Below are 20,857 nucleotides of genomic sequence, written 5' to 3' on the forward strand. Positions count from 1 at the left end.
GGGCCGGCCCTGCTCGGGGGCGATGGAGTGCGGCAGGCCGCGGTCGCCGGTGTCGGGGCCGGTCATCAGGGGTGCCTCCCCAGGAAGCTCAGGGCCGCGCCGGCCAGCATGGTCAGGCCGGCGTACCCGGCCTTGCGGAAGATGTCCGGCAGGTCGTGCGTCGTGACCACCGGGTCCGGCGGCAGACCGTAGACCTCGGGCTCATCGAGCAGCAGGAAGATCGATCCGGTGCCGCCGACCCCGTCGTCGGGGTTGGCGCCGTAGAGCCGCGCCTCGGTGAACCCGTTGGCGTGCAGCACCGCCAGGCGTTCGCCGGCCCGGCGCCGCATGTCCTCCAGGTCGCCGAACTGGATCGACGTGGTCGGGCAGGCCTGTGCGCAGGCGGGCATCGCGTCGGCGTGCAGCCGGTCGTAACAGAGCGTGCACTTCTGGGCGATGCCCGTGTCGGCGCGGGTGGCCACCGTGCCGTCGGACGCTGAGCCGGAGCCCGCCCGGGCCACGCCGCTGATCGTGCCGGCCCCGGCGTCCTCGCGGCGCTCGATCACGCCGAAGGGGCAGGCCGCGACGCAATAGCCGCACCCGTTGCAGATCTCGTCCTGGACGACGACCGTGCCGTACTCGCTGCGGAACAGCGATCCCGTCGGGCACACGTCGAGGCAGGCCGCGTGGGTGCAGTGCTTGCAGACGTCCGAGGCGATCAGCCACCGGAAGTCCGGGAGGGTACCGGTCGCGGCCGCCGCCAGCGCAGCCTCCTGGGCGGCGACGAGGTCGACCACCCCCGGCCCGACGACGCCAGGATCGACCCCCGACTCGACGGCCGGATCGGTACCCAGCGCCGCCGTACCCGTCGGGGCCACCCCGACCTCGCTGGCCGCCGAGGTGCCGGGGCCGGTGAGCGTGATCCCCTGCGGCTGGGCGCGGCTCGCGTCCTGGGCCGTGGCCCGCGGGAGGATGGCCGGCTGGGGCGCCGACGTCCGCAGCGCGGGCATGCCGAGGTCGATGAGCGCGCGTCCGGATTCCCGGGCCGCCTCGATCCGCTCGCTGGTCTGCTCGATGAAGGCGACGTGCCGCCACGTGGACGCCCCGAGCCCGATGGAGTTGTCGTAGCTCGCCCCGGTCATCCCGAGGCGATCCATCGGGAGCTGATTCCACTCCTTGCAGGCCACCTCGCAGGCCTTGCAGCCGATGCAGATCGAGGTGTCCGTGAAGAACCCCTTGCGGGCCGGCGGGTCGTTCCAGCCGGCGTCGCGGGCCGGGTCGGTGGGCCCGGAGAGCTGATGGCGCCAGAAGCTCATCGCTCTTCTCCCTCGTCGGCGTGCATCTTCTCCTCGGTCTCCTGGGGGCCGTCGCCGCGGGGCTCGCCGGAGTGCGGGCTCGCCCCCGGCGTACGCAGCTCGTTGCCCGTCATCGCGCTCAGCCCGGCGCGGGACTGGTAGTCCTGCACGAGGTGCACGAGCGCCTCCCCGCGCGGGCGCCGACCCGGCACGATGTCGCAGCTGGCGACCTTGCTCTCCTGGATGGCCACGTTCGGGTCCAGCGTGATGCCGAGCAGGTCATTGGCGCCGTCGCCCTCGACGACGGCACCCTTGCCGCCGACGCCCCAGTGGTACGGGATGCCAATCTGGTGCACCGTCCGGCCGTTGACGACCAGCGGCGTCATCCGCTCGGTGACCAGCACCCGCGCCTCGATCGCCGCCCGCGGGCTGACGATCGTCGCCCACCCGCCGTTCACCAGCCCCTGCTGCGCGGCCAGTTCCGGGCTGACCTCGCAGAAGAACTCCGGCTGCAGCTCCGCGAGGTAGGGCAGCCAGCGGCTCATCCCGCCCGCGGTGTGGTGCTCGGTGAGCCGGTACGTCGTGAACACGAACGGATAGACCCCCGTCCCGGCCTCGCCGGCGCTGGGCGCCGAGAGGTTGTCCTTGCGCGGGTAGACCCGGCGCGCCGGGCTCGCCTGCTGGTCGTAGAGCACGTTCTCGACCGGCGACTCCTGCGCCTCGTAGTGCGTCGGCAGCGGACCGTCGACCATGCCCTTCGGCGCGAACAGCCAGCCCTTGCCGTCGGACTGCATGATGAACGGGTCGTCGCCGGCGAGCCCCTTCGGGCCGCCCGTGCCCGGCTCCGGCCGGTAGGAGGGGGCCTTGTCGACCGGGAAGTCCGGTACGTCGTGGCCGGTCCACTTCCCGGCCTTCTCGTCCCACCAGACGTAGGCCTTGCGCTCGCTCCACGGCTTGCCGTCGGGGTCGGCCGAGGCGCGGTTGTAGAGGATCCGGCGGTTCATCGGCCACGCCCAGCCCCACTCGGGCGCGACCCAGGACTGCTCGGCGTCGGGCTTCTTGCGGGCGGCCATGTTGACGCCGCCGGCGAAGACGCCCGCGTAGATCCAGCAGCCGCCGCTCGTGGAGCCGTCGTCCTTCATCTCCACGAAGGAGGACAGCATCTGGCCGGCCCTCTCCCCGGTCAGATGCATGCCGTTGACCTCTTTGAGGACGGCCTCCGCGCTCGGCTCTCCGTCGACGCCCTCGGGGTAGTCCCAGGCCAGGTCGAGGATGGGCCGGTCGCACGGGTCGGTGGAGTCGGCCAGCTTGGCCCGGATCTTCTTGCCGAGCTCGTGGAAGAAGTGCAGGTCGCTGCGGGCCTGACCCGGCGGGCGGACCGCCTGCTCGTGCCACTGCAGCATGCGCTGCGTCTGGGTGAACGTGCCGTCCTTCTCGGCGTGGCTCGCCGCGGGCAGGAAGAACACCTCGGTGCCGATGTCCTGCGTGCGCAGCTCGCCCGTCGCGATCTCGGGCCCGTCCTTCCAGTACGTGGCGGACTCGATGAGGTTGAGGTCCCGCACGACCAGCCACTTCAGGTGGCTCATCGCCATCCGCTGGAGCCGGCCGTGGCTCGACCCGACGGTCGGGTTCTGACCCAGCAGGAAGTAGCCCTCGACCTCCCTCCGTGCCAGCCTGGGGTGAGACCACTCGGTTCGAAAGTTGTGTAGGACCGTGGAGGGCACGACCCGTGAGGACTTGCCATGACCATGACTCAGGCCGACCGTCCGGCCCAGCCTGCTCGCCCCCAGCGACGCGTGTTCACAGCTGCCCAAAAGGCTGAGTTTGTGCGGGACTACGATGCCACCCCGGAAGGGAAGAAGGGCGCTTTTCTGCGCGGGCATGGGTTGTATTCCAGTCATATCACCAAGTGGCGTGCCCAGCCCGAGCGTGAGGCTGCGCGGGCGCAGCGCAAACGCGCCGACCGGGTCGCCACGTTGCAGAATCGGGTGTCTGCTTTGGAGGCGGAGCTGGCGGCTTCTCAGCGGACGGTGGCGACCCTGGGAAAAGCGTTCGAGCTCTTGGAGCAGATCTCCGAGAGCTCGGCGCTCATGACCAGGTCCGGACGGCGTTAACATCCTGCGTGGATGACCTCGCTGGCGACCTATCCACACGGGCAGCCTGTGAGTTGGTGGGGTTGTCTCGGGCCGGGAAATACCGCGTCGCGCAACCTCAACGACTCCATCATGGTCCGGCGTTACCCCGGCCGACGCATAATGCGCTGGCCCCGGCAGGAACGTGACCAGATCATCGAGGTCTTGACCAGTGCAGAATTCGTCGACAAGGCACCGGTCCAGGTCTACTACACGCTGCTGGAGCGCGGCTGCTACCTAGCCTCCCCACGGACCATGTACCGCGTCCTGGCCGCCGCGGACCTGCTCACCGAGCGCCGACCCCAGGCCAAGCACCCCTGCGGGCGGTGCCCCACTTGCACGCGACCGGACCGTGCCAGGTCGCTTCTTGGGACATCACTGCATTCCTTGGTCCCCCCCGCGGCCACTACTACTACGGATTCATGATGATCGACATCTTTTCCCGACTGATGCCCGCCGCACGGTCATACCCCGGGCCCCGGGAAGAGTACGTCGAGGAATTCATCACAGCCTGCATCGAAGGATTCGCCGGTGTCATTCCAGCGATGATTCACTCAGACAACGGTTCCGCGATGATCGCAGGAACTGTCACTGATCTCTACGAACGGCTCCGGGATCACCCGGTCGTTGTCCCGGCCGCGTGTCTCGAACGACAACCCGTACTCCGAAGCGCTGTTCAAGACCACGAAATACTGCCCGGCCTATCCCGGTTCCTTCGACTCCATCAAGGAGTCACAAGAATTCCTCGACGACCTCCGAGAATACTACAACAACCACCACTACCATTCCGGGTTGAAGTTCTACACACCGGCCAGCGTGCACAACGGCACCTGGCCCCACATCCAATACCTGCGCCAACAAACACTGAACGCCGCATACGCCACCAATCCGCACCGATTTACCCGGTCACCCCTCGCGCCAGCACCTCCCGCCGAGGCCTGGATCAACCAGCCCCCCGCCACATCACCACCACCGACCCCAAGGAGACACAGACACAGAAATCCTGACCAGTGGTCTCACCGCCGTTGACAATCACCGCCTCGTCGTCCAGCGATGGCCATCGCCGTGGCGTAGGTGTTGTGGCTGCCGGTCAGCCGCGGCAGGTAGTCGAAGGCCCAGTCGTTCTCCTTCGTCGCCGCGTCGCCCCAGTAGGACTTCATGAGGGAGGTGAAGTACGCCGGGGCCCCGGTCCAGAAACCCTTCTGCTGCGGGCTGAAGACCGCGTCGAGGTAGTCGCCCAGCGTGTCGTGCGTCCCTGCCACCGGCATGGGCAGGTAGCCCGGCAGGAGGTTGAAGAGCGTCGGGATGTCCGTGCTGCCCTGGATGCTGGCGTGCCCGCGCAGCGCCATGATCCCGCCGCCCGGCCGGCCCATGTTGCCCAGCAGGAGCTGCAGGATCGCCGCCGTGCGGATGTATTGCGCGCCCAGGCTGTGCTGGGTCCAGCCCACGGCGTACGCGAAGCACGTCGTCCGGTCCCGACCCGAGTTGGCCGTGATCGCCTCGGCGACGTACCGGAAGTCCTCCTGGCTGATGCCGCACAACTGCTCGACCAGCTCAGGGGTGTAGCGGGCGTAGTGCCGCCGCAGGATCTGGAAGACCGTGCGGGGGTCCTGCAGGGTCTCGTCCCGGAGGACCTCGGCGTGCTCCAACGCCGGCCCGCCCGAGCCGTGCTCGTCGCCGGCCGCCCGGTCCGCCTTGTCCGCGCCGTGCTCCTCGGGCCCGGCCTCGCCGACCCCGCCGTCGCCTTCAGTGGCCCCGCCGTCCCGCGGGTCGGCGTCATCGGCCGGCCCGTCGCCGCCATCGGCCTCGGCGTACGCCCAACTGCGCAGGTCATAGGCGCCGGTCTTCGCGTCGTAGCCCGAGAAGATCCCGTCCAGGTCCTCGGTGTCGCGGAAGTCCTCGCTGATCAGCGTGGCGGCGTTGGTGTAGGCGACGACGTACTCGCGGAAGTAGAGCTCGTTCTCGAGCACGTGCCGGATGAGGGCGCCGAGGAAGACGATGTCCGAACCGACCCGGATCGGGACGTGCTTGGTCGCCGTCGCCGAGGTCCGCGTGAACCGCGGGTCCACGTGGATCACGGTTGCGCCGCGCATCTTCGCCTCGGTCACCCATTGGTAGGCCACCGGATGGCATTCGGCCATGTTGGAGCCCTGGATGACGATGCAGTCACTGTTCGCCATGTCCTGCACGAACTGCGTGGCCCCGCCACGCCCGAACGAGGCCCCCAGACTGGGGACCGTGGCGCTGTGTCAAATACGCGCCTGGTTCTCGATCTGCACCGCTCCCAGCGAGGTGAACAGCTTCTTGATGAGGTAGTTCTCCTCGTTGTCCAGCGCGGCCCCGCCGAGGGAGGCGATGCCCATCGTGCGGTTCAGCTTGCGGCCCTTGGCGTCGTGGTCCTGCCAGGTCCGGCGCCGCGTCTCGATGACCCGGTCGGCGATCATGTCGGTCGCGACGTCGAGGTCCAGGCTCTCCCAGTCGGTCGCGTACGGTCGCCGGTAGAGGACCTTGGTCGCGCGCTGGGGGGAGTTGACCAGCTGCTCGGAGGCGCTGCCCTTGGGGCAGAGCCGGCCGCGGCTGACGGGGGAGTCCGGGTCGCCCTCGATCTGGACGATCCGCTCGTTCTTGACGTAGATGCGCTGGCCACAGCCGACGGCGCAGTACGGGCAGACGGACTTCACTACGCGGTCGGCGGTCTTCGTGCGGGCGGTCCAGTCGCGGGTGCGCTGCGACTGGACGGCCGGACCGCGGCCCAGGAAGTCGCCGGTGCGGAGCTGCCGCATCACGGGCCAATCGAGGAACAGTCGTGCCATGTCCCCTCCTTGCGGAGTACGTCTGAGGATGCCCGGATGGAGGCTCCCCGGCCTGCGCGGATGGCTTCACGTGGCCCGTGTCACAGAGCCTAAACCCTGGCCACGCGTGACGTCTCGGCGAAGCGATCAGCGCCGCGCGTCGACTCGCTGCGTGCGGTCCCCCCACGCGGCCCGGGCGCCCCGCACCATAGATGCATGCTGGAGCAAGCGGGTCCCCGCGTGGTCGTGGTGGGCAGCATCAACGTCGATATCGTCGCGTCCGTCCGCCGCCACCCGGTCCCGGGCGAGACCGTGCTGGGCGCGGCGGGTCTCGAACGGCCCGGCGGCAAGGGCGCCAATCAGGCCGTGGCCGCGGCGCTCGCGGGGGCGCGGGTGGTCATGGTGGGCGCGGTCGGGTCCGACGCGCGGGCCGAGACCGCGTTGGCCGGGCTGCGGTCGACGGGGTGCGACGTGTCACGGGTACGCCGAGTGCCCGGGCCCACCGGCCTCGCCGTGGTCACGGTGTCTGAGGCGGACGGGGAGAACACCATCGTGGTGGTGCCCGCCGCGAATTCTCTCGTGGGGCCGGCGGACGTGGGGTCGCTCGCCCAGGCGGGTGCGCTGCGCGCCGGCGACGTCCTCTTGCTGCAGGGCGAGGTGCCGGAATCGGCGACGGCGACGGCGGTGCTGCTCGCGCTGGAGTGCGGGGCGCGGGTCTGCCTCAACCTCGCGCCCGTCGTCGAGCTGCCCGCCTCCACGGTGTGCGTCGCGGATCCGCTGGTGGCCAACGCGCACGAGGCGGCGGGTGCCCTGCGGATCCTGGGGGTACCGGAGCACGCCGTACCGGATGTCGCCCGCGAGCCGCGCGCGGCCGCGGAACTGCTGCGGGAGTACGGCGTGCGCTCGGTCGTCCTCACGCTCGGCGCCGCGGGGGCGGTCGTCGCGGACGCGGCGGGGGTTGAGGCCGTGCCCGCCGTCCCCGCGGAGGTGGTCGACACGACGGGCGCGGGGGACGCGTACGTCGGGGCCTGTGCGGCCGCCCTGGCCCGGGGCGCAAGTTTGGCCGACGCCGCGGCCGAGGGGGCCCGACTGGCCGCCGAGGTCGTCGCCCGGCACGGCGCCCAGCTCACCCGCCAGGAGCTGGCCCCGCGCTGACGGGGCGTAACCAGAGCGGCGCTCTCGGTGGTGACAAACCGTCACCGTGGTGACGGAGGCAGTTACCAGAGCGGCGCTCTCGCTGGTCACACGCCGTCACCATGGTGACGGGCATGGGTGCAAACCACCGTCACCGTGGTGATGGGACCGGGGCAGGGGTCAGCCGCGCTTGGTCTCGTCGAGGTACGTCGCCACCGCGGCGAGGACGCCGAGGCCCACGCCCAGGGCCGCCCGGGGGCGGGGCACGCCGCGCGCGGCCAGGCCCCGCACGACGGCGCGCTTGCCGCGGGACTCCGCAAGGGTCTGCACGACGATCACCGTGATGACCCCGGCCGCCGCCAGCGCCGCGAGGCGCGGGTCGGCCAGCGCCGACGCGGACTCGGCCAGCTCGCGGTGCCGGTCGTGCTCGGTGTCGGCCGCGTTGCCGAACGCCAGCGAGCGCCGCGGCGCCACCGCCACGAGCACCGGCAGCGCGGCCGCGGCCACGGCCGATCGGGCGCCCACCACGCCACGGCGGGAGGACACGAGATCCGGCATCGCCTCCCAGGCGGCCACGACCACGCCGGTCGTGAGGGCCCCGGCCAGGCGCCGGGCGCGGGGATCGAGGGCAGCGTTCTGGCTCACGACGTCCACGCTAGTCCGGGGAGGCCGCCGATGGGCGCCGGGCCTGCGGGGTGACCGAGGCGACCAACCGCTCCGACCTACGCACCGTCCGCGTCCGACGGAACCCCGGCGGATAGGTTGCCGCCATGAGTACGTCGAGTGCGCCGACCGCTTCGAGGACGCCGAGTACGCCGAGCGCGGCGGCGCCCCTGGAACAGCTGCATGACCCATCCGTCCGGGGCTTCGCCTCGGACAACTACTCCGGGACCCACCCCGAGGTCCTCGCCGCGCTCGCCACAGCGAACGGTGGGCACGTCAGCAGCTACGGCAACGACCCCTACACGGCGCGGCTGCAGGAGGTCATGCAGGGCCATTTCGGGCCGGCAGCCCAGACCTACCCGGTGTTCAACGGGACCGGTGCGAACGTCGTGAGCCTCATGCTGGCGGCGCGCCCCTGGGACGCGGTGATCTGCGCGGAGTCGGCCCACATCAACTGCGACGAGTGTGGCGCGCCGGAGAAGGTCGGCCATCTCAAGCTCGACACCATCGCCACCCCGGACGGCAAGCTCACGCCGGCCCTGCTCGACACGAAGGCGCACAGCTACGGGTTCGAGCACCACGCCCAGCCCCGGCTGCTCTCGATCACGCAGTCCACCGAACTCGGCTCGCTCTACAGCATCGACGAGCTGGCCGCGCTGATCGGCCGCGCCAAGGAGCACGGCATGGTCGTCCACGTCGACGGGGCGCGGTTGGGCAATGCGGCGGCCGCCCTCGACGTACCGCTGCGCGCCATGACCACCGACCTGGGCGTCGACGTCGTCTCCCTCGGCGGCACGAAGAACGGCCTGATCGGCGCGGAGGCCGTGGTCGTGATCAACCCCGCGGCGGTCGCCGGGCCGCTCTACGTGCGCAAGCTCGCGATGCAGCTCGCCAGCAAGATGCGCTTCGTCTCGGCGCAGCTGCTGGCGCTCTACGGGACGGATCTGTGGTGGCGCTCGGCGGCCCACGCGAACGCCATGGCGGCCCTGCTGGCTGCGGGGGTGCGCGAGGTGCCCGAGATCACGATCACCAGGGAGCCGCAGGTCAACGGGGTCTTCGCGGTTCTGCCGCGGGCGGCGGCCGAGGTGGTGCGGGAGCGCTACTTCTTCTACGACTGGGACGCCGCCAGCGGCGAGGTCCGCTGGATGTGCGGCTTCGACACCACCGAGGAGGACATCGCCGGCTTCGTCGCCGCCCTGAAGGCCGCCCTGCGCTGAAGGCCGCCCAGCACAGGCGACCGGATCGGCGCGAGCGGGCGCGAGCGGCGTGCTTGCGGGCACGAGAAAGGCCGGCGATGCGCGTGGGGCGCATCGCCGGCCTTTCTCGGAGGGGTTCCGGCGACGGCGTCGTCGGCCGGTTCCGGAGGGGCTGTGAGGAGCCCGAGCAGGGCTCAGACCTGGGGTACGACCTTCGGCACCCGGTGGCTCTTCCGACGCGCCCAGGAGGCGGAGCGTGCCTCGCTGGGGTGGTCGGGGACGACCCTGCGGACCGCGGACACCGGCTCGAGGTGCGCGGGCAGGGGGGCCTGGACGGGCACGCCGATCTGGCAGCGCGACCGCAGCGCGGCGGCCTGGTCCATGACGCCGTCGCGCAGCGAGTACCGGCCGAGGACGCCGGCCACCGGGCACGACGCGCCTTCGAAGAACACAGAGATGTGCACGCGGGTGGTGTCGCCGTCGATGGCCTCGAGGCGGTAGTCCCCGTGCGAGTCGCAGTCCGCGCAGGAGTTCTCCCACGCTAGCTGCGTCTGCTCGGCACCGGGCCGGACGTACCAGACGCTCGGGGTCGCGTTCACGCGCGCCACGACGTACGCGTCCTCGTAGACGTCACCCAGCGACCGGTCGACCATCTCGACGGCCACGATGCCCGGCATCCACCGGGACCAGCCGACGACATCGGTCAGCACGTCCCAGACATCCTCCGGGCTGGCACTGATGTCCACGTAATGATGTATTTCCATGAGCGGTCTCCCCACGTCCTGCCGCTGCGAAGCGAATAGCACCTATTAGAAGTGTTATGTTTCGCGGGCGCTAGAGGCCATCGCATCTCTCCTGCCGCGACGGTGGCTCCGCCGCAGGCCAGGCCGAATGTTTTGCGTTCTACCTATCGGTAGTAGACCATTTCTTGAACGTCCGTCTCGATGCCTGGTCAGGGTGTTTGCGTGATTACTCCCCGGTGCGCGTTCGTTCACGGAGTCCCGGAGGTCGCCGGGGAATTGTATGCGGCGTGCATTTTCAGTCGTACGGCGTGAGCCGCGGCCGCTTCGCCGCCCGGGTATCGCCGGAGCTCTTGCCGGCCAGGCGACGACCGACCCACGGCCGGACGTGCACCGCGAGCCACTCCCGGTCGGCCCGAGCCCGCTCGGCCAGGCCCGGCGTGGGCCGCGCCGGCAGCGGCACCTCCCAGTCGTGGTCGGCGGGGTCCCGGGGGGTGTAGCCCAGGGCGGCAAAGGCGTTGAGGGCGACGCGGCGGTGGCCCTCCTCGCTCATGTGGATGCGGTCCTCGGCCCACATCCGCCAGTCTTTGAGCGACCGCATGCCCCACTGGTCGATGACGTGGCAGCCGTTGCGGCGCGCGATCGTCCAGATGTTCGCCGTGTGGATGGCGTGCCGGCCGCGCAGGTGCTTGATGACCGGCGCCTCCTCGGGGTCCGTCGGGGTGGCCAGCAGGACGTCGGCGCCGGTGGCGCGGATCGCGCGGACCGCCTCCTCCAGCGCGGCGGCCAGCGCGGCCATGTCGGCCCGGGGCCGCAGGATGTCGTTGCCTCCGCCGACGATCGAGACCAGGTCCGGGGCCAGGGCCAGGGCTTCGGGCAGTTGCCGCTCGGTGACATCGGCCAGCAGTCGGCCGCGGATGGCCAGGTTCGCGTACTCGAACTCGGTGCCCTCCGTCGCCGCCACCTGCGCCAACATCCCGGCGAGGCGGTCCGCCCACCCGACGTACTCCCCGGGCCGCGCGGGATCGGCGTCGCACATGCCCTCGGTGAACGAGTCGCCGATCGCGACGTACCGGCGCCAGGGACGCTCCGGGGGCACGATGCGCGCGAGGGTCACGACAGGTCTCCGGACGTGCTCATGGAAGGCTCCAATCGATCGGTGCGGCACCCGCGGCCGCGAGGAGTTCGTTGGTGCGGCTGAACGGGCGCGAGCCGAAGAACCCCGAATGCGCCGACAGCGGGGAGGGGTGCGCGGACTCGACCCGCGGGACCGCCGCGAGCGCGGGGGCCAGCGTCCGCGCGTCCCGGCCCCACAGGATCGCGACGAGCGGTTGGCCAGCGGCGGCCCGCTCCGCGAGGACGGCGATCGCGCGATCCGTCACCTGCTCCCAGCCCTTGCCGCGGTGGCTCGCCGCCGCGCCCGGACGGACCGTGAGGACGCGGTTCAGCAGCATGACGCCGCGGTCGGCCCACGGGGTGAGGTCGCCGGTGGAGGGACGCGGTACGCCGAGGTCGGTGGTCATCTCCTGGAAGATGTTGACCAGGCTCTTGGGGATCGGCCGGACGTCGGGGGCCACGCTGAACGACAGGCCCACCGGGTGCCCCGGCGTGGGGTAGGGGTCCTGGCCGACCACGAGCACCCGGACGTCGGGCAGCGGCCGCGTGAACGCCCGCAGGACGTGCTCACCGGCGGGGAGGTAGCCGCGGCCGGCGGCGAGCTCCTCGCGCAGGAAGGCGCCCATCGCGGCGATCCGGTCGGCGACCGGGGCTAGCGCGTCCGCCCAGGTCGGATGGATCAGCTCCGAGAGTGGGCGCGCGGTGGACACGCGTTTCACCCTAACCCTGCGGTCCCGGTCCGTCCCCCTGGAGCCGCCTCGCCCCGGAACAGCCGACCGTGGTGGGGCCGCCGGGACGAGCCTGTGCGACCGGGGTCGCAGGAGGGTCCGACTCAGGGTGGGAATCGGTCCGTCTCAGGGTGGAACCGGGCGGTTCCCTGACGTGGATGGCGAATCGCCCTCCTTACAGTGAGAAGGACGCTCGACGGCGCGGCCGCACCGCGACCGAGGGCTTCGCTCGGGGGTCGACCGACGCCGAGTTCACTCCAGACCAGGGGTTTCGATGGCTTTGTTCGGACGTAAGACGCGGCAGGACGACACGGCTTCGGGGGCCGCGTCCACCGCGACGACACCGCAACCCCCGATGCCCCCGCCGGCAACCGCCGCTCCCGCACCCCTCGCTCCGGGGGCGGGCCAGCCCGGCGCAGCCCGCCCGGATCGCCGGGTGGCGGCCAGCACCCACGAGCTCGTCAAGGTCTACGGCACCGGGTCCACGCAGGTGGTGGCCCTGGAGAAGGTGAACGTCGAGATCTACGCGGGGGAGTTCACCGCGATCATGGGTCCGTCGGGCTCGGGCAAGTCCACCCTCATGCACTGCATGGCCGGGCTGGACCACCTCACCCAGGGCCACGTCGTGATCGGCGGAACCGACCTGTCCCAGTTGGGCGACAAGGCGCTGACCACGCTGCGCCGCGACAAGGTCGGATTCGTCTTCCAGGCGTTCAACCTCATCCCCACGCTCACGGCCCAGGAGAACATCCTGCTGCCGCTGTCGATCGCGGGGCGCAAGCCGGACCCGCAGTGGTACGACACGGTCATCGCCGCCACCGGCCTCGGCGACCGGCTGGGCCACAAGCCGAGCGAGCTCTCCGGCGGTCAGCAGCAGCGCGTCGCATGCGCCCGCGCGCTGATGTCGCGCCCGGAGATCGTCTTCGCCGATGAGCCCACCGGCAACCTCGACAGCCGCTCCAGCGCCGAGGTGCTCGGCTTCCTGCGCCGCAGCGTGGACCAGTTCGGCCAGACGATCGTCATGGTCACGCACGACCCGACCGCGGCGAGCTACACCGACCGGGTCGTCTTCCTCGCCGACGGCCACGTCGTCTCCGAGCTGCGTCAGCCGACCCCGGAGACGGTGCTGGCGACGATGACCTCGCTGGACCGCCAGGCCAAGGAACGCCTGGCTCAGCGCGCGGGGGCCTGAGCCATGCTCAAGGCCTCGTGGAAGAGCCTGTGGGCGCGCAAGGTCTCGCTGCTGCTGTCGACCGTGGCGATCGTGCTCGGTACGGCGTTCGTCGGCGGCTCCTTCACGTTCACCGACATGCTGCAGAGCGCCTTCAACGGCATCATGAGCGGCTCGGTGGCCGACGTGAATGTGCAGGCCAAGAACTCCATGGAGTCCATGGGCATGTCGGATCGGACGATCACCCGCGAGGTGGTCGACAAGGTCGCCGCCGTTGACGGCGTCAAGCACGCCTACGGCACCGTTGGTGCCAGCGACGCCTACGTCCTGGGCAAGAACGGCAAGCCGCTGACGATGGGGGCCCCGGGGATCGGGTCCAACTACATCGACGCCCCCGCCGCAGGCAACCAGCAGGGCCTCGTGATGAAGTCCGGCAACCCGCCGCGCGGCCCGGACGAGGTCGTGACCGACCCCGACTCCCTGGGCAAGCTCGGCGCCAAGCTCGGCGACACCATCAAGATCTACACGAGCGGCAAGGCCGGGGTCGTGTCCAAGAAGGTCGTCGGCACCGCCCTGTACGGCTCGAAGGGAAGCACGGGCGGCGCGACCTACGCCATCTTCGACACGCCGACCGCCCAGCAGCTCTTCACCGACGGCAAGGATGTCTACCAGGGCGTGTGGGTCGTCGCGAAGCCCGGGGTCGACGCGCAGACCGTCGCCGACCGGGTGGCGAAGGTGTTGCCGAGCGGCTTCGAGGCCCAGACGGGCGACGCGCTCGCCAAGCAGCTCAACGACATGATGGCCTCGTCGATGAAGTTCCTCACGGTCCTGCTGCTGGTCTTCGCGGGGATCGCCCTGCTGGTGGGCTCGTTCCTGATCGTCAACACCTTCACGATCCTGGTGGCCCAGCGGGGCAGGGAGCTGGCGCTGTTCCGGGCCATGGGCGCCAGTCGCGGCCAGGTGCGCACGTCGGTGATGTTCGAGGCGCTCCTGCTCGGGCTCATCGGCTCCACCCTCGGCCTGGCGCTCGGGTTCGGGCTGGCCTTCGGGATATCCAAGCTCTTTGGCGGCGTCGGCCTCGACATCTCCGGTGCCCCGATGCGGCTCACCGTGCCCGCCGTGCTCGCGACGTACGGCGTGGGCCTGCTCGTCACGTTGGTCGCGGCGTCCATCCCGGCCATCCGCGCGAGCCGCGTGCCGCCGGTGGCGGCCATGAGCGGGGACTACGCCACCGGCGCCTCCGGGCTCGGCTGGCGGGCGGTCCTCGGCGGCCTGCTCACCGCGCTCGGCGCCGCGGCCCTGCTCTACGGGCTCTTCGGCAATCCCTCGTTCAACCGCATGATCGCCATCGGCGGCGGCGCCGTGGGCGTGCTGCTGGGGGTCGCCGCGATCAGCCCGATCCTGGGCGCGCCGGTGATCTGGCTGCTCGGTCGGATCGGCAGCGGCCTGTTCGGCGCCACCGGGCGGCTCGCGGAGACCAACTCCGTGCGCAACCCGCGGCGCACCGCGATCACGGCGTCGGCGTTGATGGTGGGCCTCGCGCTGGTCACCGCGTTCGGCGTCGTCGCGTCCTCGACCAAGGCCAGCACGGACAAGGCGATCGCGAAGTCGATGCGCAGCGACTACGTCGTGCAGTCCATGAGCGGCATGCCGTTCTCGCCCGCGATCGGCGACGAGATGGCCAAGGTCGACGGCGTGGAGTCGGTCTACCGGCTGCGGTTCGTGCCGATGAAGGTCTCCAGTCAGGACGTCTACATGGGCGCCATGGCACCGGACAGCTTCGACAAGATCATCAAGCAGACGATGGCCGGCGGCTCCCTGAGCGACTTCCGGCAGAACACCGTGCTGCTCCTCGACGAGTACGCCAAGGAGAAGGGCTGGTCGGTGGGTCAGACCCTGCCCGCGGAGGTTAACGGCCAGAGCATCTCCCTGCGCGTCGCGGGCCTCTTCTCCGTGGAGAAGGGCGCGGGCATGGGCTCGGCGCTGACGACGATCGACACCATCGACGCCGTCGGGATGCGCTCGATGGACAGCTTCCTCGCCGTGGACCTCAAGCCCGGGGCTGACAAGGCCGCGGTGAAGGCCAAGCTCGACAAGGCGGTCGAGCCGCTGCCGCTGGTGAGCGTCGCGGATCAGAAGGAGTACGCCCAGGCGCAGGCGCAGCAGCTGGACATCGTGCTGTACGTCCTCTATGCCCTCCTCGGCCTCGCCATCATCATCGCCATCTTCGGCATCGTGAACACGCTGGGGCTGTCCATCATCGAGCGCACCCGGGAGATCGGCCTGCTGCGGGCCGTCGGCCTCAACAAGGGGCAGGTCCGGCGGATGATCATGCTGGAGTCCACGACCATCGCGCTGCTGGGTTCGGCGCTGGGCATCGGGCTCGGGCTGCTCTTCGGGTTCGCGCTGCAGCGCGCGATCGCCGACCAGGGCCTGACCGAGCTGGCCCTGCCCTGGCCGCAGCTCGCCATCTCGCTGGTGCTGGCGCTGATCATCGGCGTGCTCGCCGGGGTCTGGCCCGCGGTCCGGGCGACGAATCTCGACGTGCTGCGGGCCATCGCTACCGAGTAGCAAGGCCCCGGCGGACCGGTCGTGCGGAACCGGTCGCCGTCCCTGGCCGGGAACAGGGGCCTGGCCACGGACGAACAGAGGCGGCACTCCCATCGGAGTGCCGCCCCTGTGCGTTGCGCCGGCCGCGCCGCCGCCGGAAGCACACGCGCCGGAAGCACCCGCGCCGGGCGCGGTTCAGACGCGGATCAGATCCGGAACGCGCCCAGTTGGGTGCGCAGCCGGCCGGCGAGTTCGTCGAGCTCGTCGGCGCGCCGAGCGCACGGCCTGCGCCGAGCGCTGGCTGCTCGCGTTCACGGCGGAGATCGAGGTGCGCACCCCGGAGATGCCCGCGGACGCGTGGCTCACGCCCCGCGCGGCCTCCGCGGTCGTCGCGCTCTGTTCCTCCACGGCTGCCGCGATCGTGGCCTGCGCGTCGTTGATGTCGCGGACCACCGCCGCGATGCGGGTGATCGCCTCGACGGCGCGCAGGGTGTCCTCCTGGATGTCCTCGATGCGCTTGCTGATGTCCTCGGTCGCCGCGGCGGTCTCCTGGGCGATGTCCTTGACCTCGCTGGCGACGACGGCGAAGCCCTTGCCGGCGTCGCCGGCGCGGGCCGCCTCGATGGTGGCGTTGAGGGCCAGGAGGTTGGTCTGCTCGGCGATCGCGGTGATCGACTTGATGACGGCGCCGACCTGGGCGCTGGAGTGCCCGAGCGTGGTCACCGCCGCCTCGGTGTCGGTGGCCAGCCGGCTGGCCTCGGCGCCGATCTCGGCGGCCCGGGAGGCGCTGCCGGCGATCTCGCGAATGGACAGGGCCATCTGCTCGGTGGCGGCCGCGGCGGTGGCGACGCTGTCGCCGACCTCCTGGGAGGCCTCCTCGGCGCGGGCCGTCTGTTCGGCCGAGCTGCTGGCCGAGGCGTCCAGGTCTCGGGTCAGCGTCGCGATCGTCCCGGCGGCCTCGTGGACCCCCGCGGCGGCCGACGTGGCGGCGGCCACCGTGCCGGCGACCTTGGCGACGAACCGGTTGAACGCCCCGCCGAGCTGGCCGACCTCGCTGTGTTGATCCTCCGCGACCCGGGCCGTCAGGTCGCCGTCGCCGTCCGCGATCTCGACCATGCGGTCCCGCAGGGCCGTCAACGGGGCGGTGATGCGCCGGCCCAGCCCGAGCGCGGCCGCGAGTCCGATCGCGCCGATGGCCAGCGACAGCCCGACGAGGGTGACCAGGAGTTGCCGGCGGCCGTTGTCGAGGCGGTCGACGGGCGCGTTGAAGTCGGCGTCGCGGGTCACGACGGCGATGGTCCAGTCCCAGGGGGCGTAGTAAGCCACGCGCACCTGGGCCGGCTCCCCGTTCTCGTCCACATAGGGCAGCGCCTTGGTTTGGCCGGGCGCCAGCGTGGCGGCGGCGGTCAGCGCCTTCTCGACGTACTTCGTGCCGTCCTTGCCGGTCCGGTCGATCAGGCTCTTGCCCTGCTGGGCGGTGTCCCGCGCGAGGCGCACCATGCCCTTGTTGGCGCCGGTGGTGGCCAGCGTCATGACCTGACCGTTCGCCCCGACCGCGGTGCCGACGATGGCGTCACGCAACGTGGCGACGCTCTCCTGCTTGACCCCGACGTACAGCATGCCGATGACCCGGCCGGCGCCGTCCGTCAACGGCGCGTACTGCGTCACGTACCAAGAGCCGACCACACTGGCCGTGCCGGTATAGGTCTTGCCGGCCAGCACCGCCGCCAGGACCGGATTCGCGGCGCCGTCCGCACCCTTGGCCGCGATGTACGTGCCGATGGCTCGATTCCCGTCGGCCCCGATGACATTCGTGGCCACCCGGAGCATGTCGCCGGCGTCGTTCATGCGCTGGAAGATGGTCGTGGTGTCGCCCACGGCCGCTTTGACGGCATCCACAACCGGCACCGTGGCCTGCGCCGAAGGCTGCGGGCGCAGGGGCGTGCCGCCGATCATCGGCGCAGGCAGCGCGACCGGGGTGATGGCGCCGGTGGTCTGGTTCTTGGCCTGCCAGGACAGGCTCCCCGCACTTTCGCGGAAGCCGCCGGCCGCTGCCAGCTTCTCCTGCGCCACGCGCATGTCGGTGGCGACGCGCTGGGCGATCGAGTCCCCCTGGGTGGCCACGATGTTGTAGAGGCCCGCGGCGGTGGCGTCGGCCCGCTCGGCCACCGAATGGCGCAGGTCCGCCTCGGCGTCGTCGGCGAAGGCCATGTTCGCAGCCCGGCGACGGCCGACAAGGTGAGCGCGGTCCCGAGCACCAACGCTATGGACAACAGCGCGATGAGAGGCGGATGGTGAGCTTCACGTCGAAACCCCTTGTTTGAGCGACGTTTACGGAGCCCTTCGACACGGCGCCGTCCGAATGAACCCGTTTGCGCAACCTGGGATGAGATCTCGGTCTCGTCGCCGCCACAGCGCGGTCCGGCTGGGACGCAACACCGGCGCGTCCGCGAATGACACTGCTGTCATTTCCTGGCAGAGTGGAGCTGCGTTCAGCGACGTCAGGAGGGCATTCATGGAGGCCGTGGCCTACGAGGACCGCGCCGGCCAGCGGGGCGAGCTCACCGCGCAGGAGCGCGAGTTGCTTGCCTTCGAGCGCCAGTGGTGGAAGTACGCCGGGTCCAAGGAGCAGGCCATCAAGGACCTCTTCGACATGAGTTCGACGCGCTACTACCAGACCCTCAACGCCCTCATCGACACGCCGCAGGCGATGGCCTTCGACCCGATGCTCGTCAAGCGGCTTCGGCGGCTTCGCTCATCCCGGCAGCGGCAACGCTCCGCGCGCCGCTTGGGGATCCAGGTCTAAAGCCCTCAGAGCTTGGCCGCCAGGCGAACCGCCTGGTCGATGGCGCGCTTGGCGTCGAGCTCGGCCGCGACATCGGCCCCCCCGATCAGGTGCACCCGGATGGCGGTCTTGCGCAGGGGCTCCACGAGTTCGCGGACGGACTCCTGCCCCGTGCACAGCACGATCGTGTCCGCCTCGATCACCCGCGGTTCGCGCGGGATGGACGCCTCCCGCGGGCCCAGCCCGGCGCGCCCCCGCAGCCCCTCCATCGCCGAGGACATCGCCGACGTCACGGAGCCGGCCCGTTCGATGCCCGCCTCCGCCTGGGTGCGGGCCGCGCCGGGCAGCCGCGCGAGGCCGATGCCGCCCAGGTGACCGGCGACCTGCGCCGACGAGGCAGCCATCGACCCGACGCGGCTGGCGGCCGACCCGGCCCGCCGTACGGCCTTGCGCCCCCCGACCTTGGCCTTGCGCAGCAGCGCCGCGGCGGCGTTGTCGCCCACGTCGAGGCCGTCGCCGCCGTCGTGACCGGAGGCGCGCTCCGGCTCGGGCGGCGCCGGGACGGTGATGTGCAGCCCGGCGTCGTCGATCGATTCGTACGTCACCCCCGTCAGGAGCGTGACGCCCTTGGCGCGCAGCGACGCGCGGTGCACCCAACCTGTGGTCTTGCCGAGGTCCTTGCCGATCGAGGAGGTCTTGCGCTGCAACAGGTAGACCTCGCGCGGGCTCGGGGCGGGCCGCGCCGGCACCAGGCCGCCGGGCGCGTCCTCCGGGTCGCCGACGCCCCACTCGCGCCGCCAGAGGTCGAGGTCGAGCGTGGGGGAGTGATCGTGGGTGAGGAACTCGCAGACGTCCACCCCGATCCCGCCCGCGCCGAGGACCGCCACGCGCCGCCCCGCGACGGCCCGCCCGGCCAGCAGGTCGGCGTACGTCACCACCGACGGATGGTCCACCCCGGGCAGGTCGGGCAGCCGTGGCTCGACGCCGGTGGCGAGCACGATGTCGTCGTACCCGCCCTCGATCAGCAGCTGCGCGTCCGCCCGCGTCGAGAGGTGCACGCGCACCCCGGTCTCGGCCAGCCGGGTGGTGAAGTAGCGGATGGTCTCGGTGAACTCCTCCTTGCCGGGGATCCGCGCGGCCAGCCCGAACTGTCCGCCGATCGCCGGCGCCCCCTCGAAGAGGTCCACGGCGTGCCCGCGCTCCGCCAGGGTCGTCGCGGCCGCGAGTCCGGCCACGCCCGCCCCGACCACGGCGATGAACCGGCGCGACGGCGCCCGCTGGACCACCAGGGTCAGCTCGCTGCCTGCCCGCGGGTTCACCAGGCAGCTCACCGGGCGTCCCGTGAAGGTGTGATCGAGGCAGGCCTGGTTGCACGCGATGCAGGTGTTGATGTCGTCGGCGCGGCCGGCGGCCGCCTTGGCCACCCACGCGGGGTCGGCGAGGAACGGCCGGGCCATCGAGACGAGGTCCGCCTGCCCCGCCGCCAGGATCCGCTCGGCCACCTCGGGGGTGTTGATGCGGTTCGAGGCGCACACCGGGATGCCCACGGCGGCCCGGATCCGGCCGGTCACCTCGGCGAAGGCGGCCCGGGGCACCGACGTGACGATCGTGGGCACCCGCGCCTCGTGCCAGCCGACGCCGGTGTTGATGAGGGTCGCGCCGGCCGCCTCGACGGCCTGGGCGGTGGCGACGACCTCCTCCCAGGACTGGCCGTCGGGAACCAGGTCGAGCATGGACAGGCGGTATTGGACGATGAAGTCCGGGCCGGCCGCGCGCCGGACCGCGCGCACCACCTCCGCGGCGATGCGCTGGCGGTTCGCGGGGCTGCCGCCCCAGTCGTCCGTTCGCCGGTTGGTCCGCGGGGCCAGGAACTGGTTGAGGAAGTAGCCCTCGCTGCCCATGATCTCCACGCCGTCGTAACCTGCCTCGCGTGCGAGCTCCGCGGCCTTGGCGAAGCCGGCGATCTGACGTCGGATCCCGGCCTCGGACAACGCCAGCGGGGTGAACGTGGAGATCGGCGCCTTGACCCGCGAGGCGGACACGACGAGGGGGTGCATCCCATAGCGGCCGGCGTGCAGCAGCTGCAACAGGATCTTGGCGCCGTGCTCGTGGACGGCGTCGGTGATGAGGTGGTGCCTGCCGACGTGGCGTCCGGCGTACAGCCCACCCGCGCCCGGATAGAGCGCGCCCTCGGGCGTCGGGGAGAAGCCGCCCGTGACGATGGCGCCCACGCCACCCCGTGCGCGCTCGGCATATAACGCAGCCAGCTGGTCGAAGGTCGCCGGGGAATCCTCGAAGCCGGTGTGCATGGAACCCATCACCACGCGATTGCGCAGCGTGGTGAATCCCAGGTCGAGCGGGGAAAGGAGGGTGCGGTACGGCGTCACGGGAGAACTCCTGGGCGGCTGCGCGGCCGCCGCGGGCGTCGTCCGTCGTCCGCCGCGGCCGCAGGGTCACGCGTGGGTTATCGCGCAATCGATGCGTGGAACGTAACATCGTCGGGCCCCCCGCGCCTCTCGCGCGAGCGCCCGGGAGGAGCCCGCGCCGGTCAGCGGTCGTTCGGGTACGTCGAGAGG

At 71.3% G+C, this 20,857-nt stretch carries 16 protein-coding genes and 1 pseudogene; 8 read left to right on the top strand and 9 right to left on the bottom strand.

The annotated features are described in order from the left end of the window. Positions 1 to 65: 65 nt before the first annotated feature. Complete coding sequence (locus IPK37_11810; protein ID QQR99682.1) at positions 66 to 1,295, bottom strand: 4Fe-4S dicluster domain-containing protein; 1,230 nt, start codon at positions 1,293 to 1,295, stop codon at positions 66 to 68. Beyond that, a complete protein-coding gene (locus IPK37_11815) occupies positions 1,292 to 3,175 on the bottom strand; it encodes a molybdopterin-dependent oxidoreductase (GenBank protein ID QQR99683.1) in 1,884 nt (627 codons plus the stop codon). The genes IPK37_11810 and IPK37_11815 overlap by 4 nt, the downstream gene beginning before the upstream one ends. Here IPK37_11815 and IPK37_11820 point away from each other — a divergent pair. The 3 genes and pseudogenes from IPK37_11820 to IPK37_11830 all read left to right on the top strand — a co-directional run bounded on the left by IPK37_11820 (position 3,101) and on the right by IPK37_11830 (position 4,435). Beyond that, positions 3,101 to 3,388, top strand: coding sequence for a hypothetical protein (locus IPK37_11820; GenBank protein ID QQR99684.1), 288 nt, complete (start codon positions 3,101 to 3,103; stop codon positions 3,386 to 3,388). The two genes, IPK37_11815 and IPK37_11820, sit on opposite strands and share 75 nt — an antisense overlap. Before the next feature lie 197 nt (positions 3,389 to 3,585). Beyond that, positions 3,586 to 4,017 (top strand): annotated as a pseudogene (locus IPK37_11825) (DDE-type integrase/transposase/recombinase). 16 nt (positions 4,018 to 4,033) lie between these two features. Then, entirely contained in the window at positions 4,034 to 4,435 is a 402-nt protein-coding gene (locus IPK37_11830; protein ID QQR99685.1) for a transposase, read from the top strand. Here the strand turns inward: IPK37_11830 and IPK37_11835 are convergent. Continuing rightward, on the bottom strand, positions 4,423 to 6,219 hold the full coding sequence (locus IPK37_11835; GenBank protein QQR99686.1) for a molybdopterin-dependent oxidoreductase: 1,797 nt from the start codon (positions 6,217 to 6,219) through the stop codon (positions 4,423 to 4,425). The two genes, IPK37_11830 and IPK37_11835, sit on opposite strands and share 13 nt — an antisense overlap. A gap of 195 nt (positions 6,220 to 6,414) precedes the next feature. Between IPK37_11835 and IPK37_11840 the strand changes: the two genes are divergently transcribed. Beyond that, positions 6,415 to 7,353, top strand: a complete 939-nt coding sequence (locus IPK37_11840; protein ID QQR99687.1) for a bifunctional hydroxymethylpyrimidine kinase/phosphomethylpyrimidine kinase — start codon at positions 6,415 to 6,417, stop codon at positions 7,351 to 7,353. A gap of 159 nt (positions 7,354 to 7,512) precedes the next feature. Here IPK37_11840 and IPK37_11845 read toward each other — a convergent pair whose 3' ends face one another. After that, positions 7,513 to 7,977, bottom strand: coding sequence for a hypothetical protein (locus IPK37_11845; protein ID QQR99688.1), 465 nt, complete (start codon positions 7,975 to 7,977; stop codon positions 7,513 to 7,515). A gap of 125 nt (positions 7,978 to 8,102) precedes the next feature. On the opposite strand from IPK37_11845, the gene IPK37_11850 reads away from it, so the two are divergent. Next, complete coding sequence (locus tag IPK37_11850) at positions 8,103 to 9,212, top strand: threonine aldolase (protein QQR99689.1); 1,110 nt, start codon at positions 8,103 to 8,105, stop codon at positions 9,210 to 9,212. A gap of 173 nt (positions 9,213 to 9,385) precedes the next feature. Here the strand turns inward: IPK37_11850 and IPK37_11855 are convergent, their stop codons facing one another. The 3 genes from IPK37_11855 to IPK37_11865 all read right to left on the bottom strand — a co-directional run bounded on the left by IPK37_11855 (position 9,386) and on the right by IPK37_11865 (position 11,757). Next, positions 9,386 to 9,937: an SRPBCC family protein gene (locus tag IPK37_11855; GenBank protein ID QQR99690.1), complete on the bottom strand. Its 552-nt coding sequence runs from the start codon at positions 9,935 to 9,937 to the stop codon at positions 9,386 to 9,388. Positions 9,938 to 10,229: 292 nt separating this feature from the next. Further along, a complete protein-coding gene (locus tag IPK37_11860) occupies positions 10,230 to 11,048 on the bottom strand; it encodes an SGNH/GDSL hydrolase family protein (GenBank protein ID QQR99691.1) in 819 nt (272 codons plus the stop codon). A gap of 19 nt (positions 11,049 to 11,067) precedes the next feature. Further along, positions 11,068 to 11,757: a uracil-DNA glycosylase gene (locus IPK37_11865; GenBank protein QQR99692.1), complete on the bottom strand. Its 690-nt coding sequence runs from the start codon at positions 11,755 to 11,757 to the stop codon at positions 11,068 to 11,070. Between the two features lie 373 nt (positions 11,758 to 12,130). Between IPK37_11865 and IPK37_11870 the strand changes: the two genes are divergently transcribed. Next, entirely contained in the window at positions 12,131 to 12,967 is an 837-nt protein-coding gene (locus tag IPK37_11870) for an ABC transporter ATP-binding protein (protein QQR99693.1), read from the top strand. A 3-nt stretch (positions 12,968 to 12,970) separates the two neighbouring features. Then, entirely contained in the window at positions 12,971 to 15,517 is a 2,547-nt protein-coding gene (locus tag IPK37_11875; protein QQR99694.1) for an FtsX-like permease family protein, read from the top strand. A 174-nt stretch (positions 15,518 to 15,691) separates the two neighbouring features. On the opposite strand, the gene IPK37_11880 is transcribed toward IPK37_11875, so the two are convergent. Beyond that, positions 15,692 to 17,707, bottom strand: coding sequence for a methyl-accepting chemotaxis protein (locus IPK37_11880; protein QQR99695.1), 2,016 nt, complete (start codon positions 17,705 to 17,707; stop codon positions 15,692 to 15,694). Between the two features lie 304 nt (positions 17,708 to 18,011). Between IPK37_11880 and IPK37_11885 the strand changes: the two genes are divergently transcribed. After that, positions 18,012 to 18,302: a DUF3263 domain-containing protein gene (locus tag IPK37_11885; protein ID QQR99696.1), complete on the top strand. Its 291-nt coding sequence runs from the start codon at positions 18,012 to 18,014 to the stop codon at positions 18,300 to 18,302. A gap of 5 nt (positions 18,303 to 18,307) precedes the next feature. Here IPK37_11885 and IPK37_11890 read toward each other — a convergent pair whose 3' ends face one another. After that, the gene (locus IPK37_11890; protein ID QQR99697.1) at positions 18,308 to 20,668 is read right to left on the bottom strand and encodes an NADPH-dependent 2,4-dienoyl-CoA reductase; all 2,361 of its coding nucleotides are present in this window, start codon (positions 20,666 to 20,668) and stop codon (positions 18,308 to 18,310) included. Between the last annotated feature and the right edge of the window lie 189 nt (positions 20,669 to 20,857).

The sequence above is a fragment of the Austwickia sp. genome (assembly GCA_016699675.1).
Taxonomy (GTDB): Bacteria; Actinomycetota; Actinomycetes; order Actinomycetales; family Dermatophilaceae; genus Austwickia.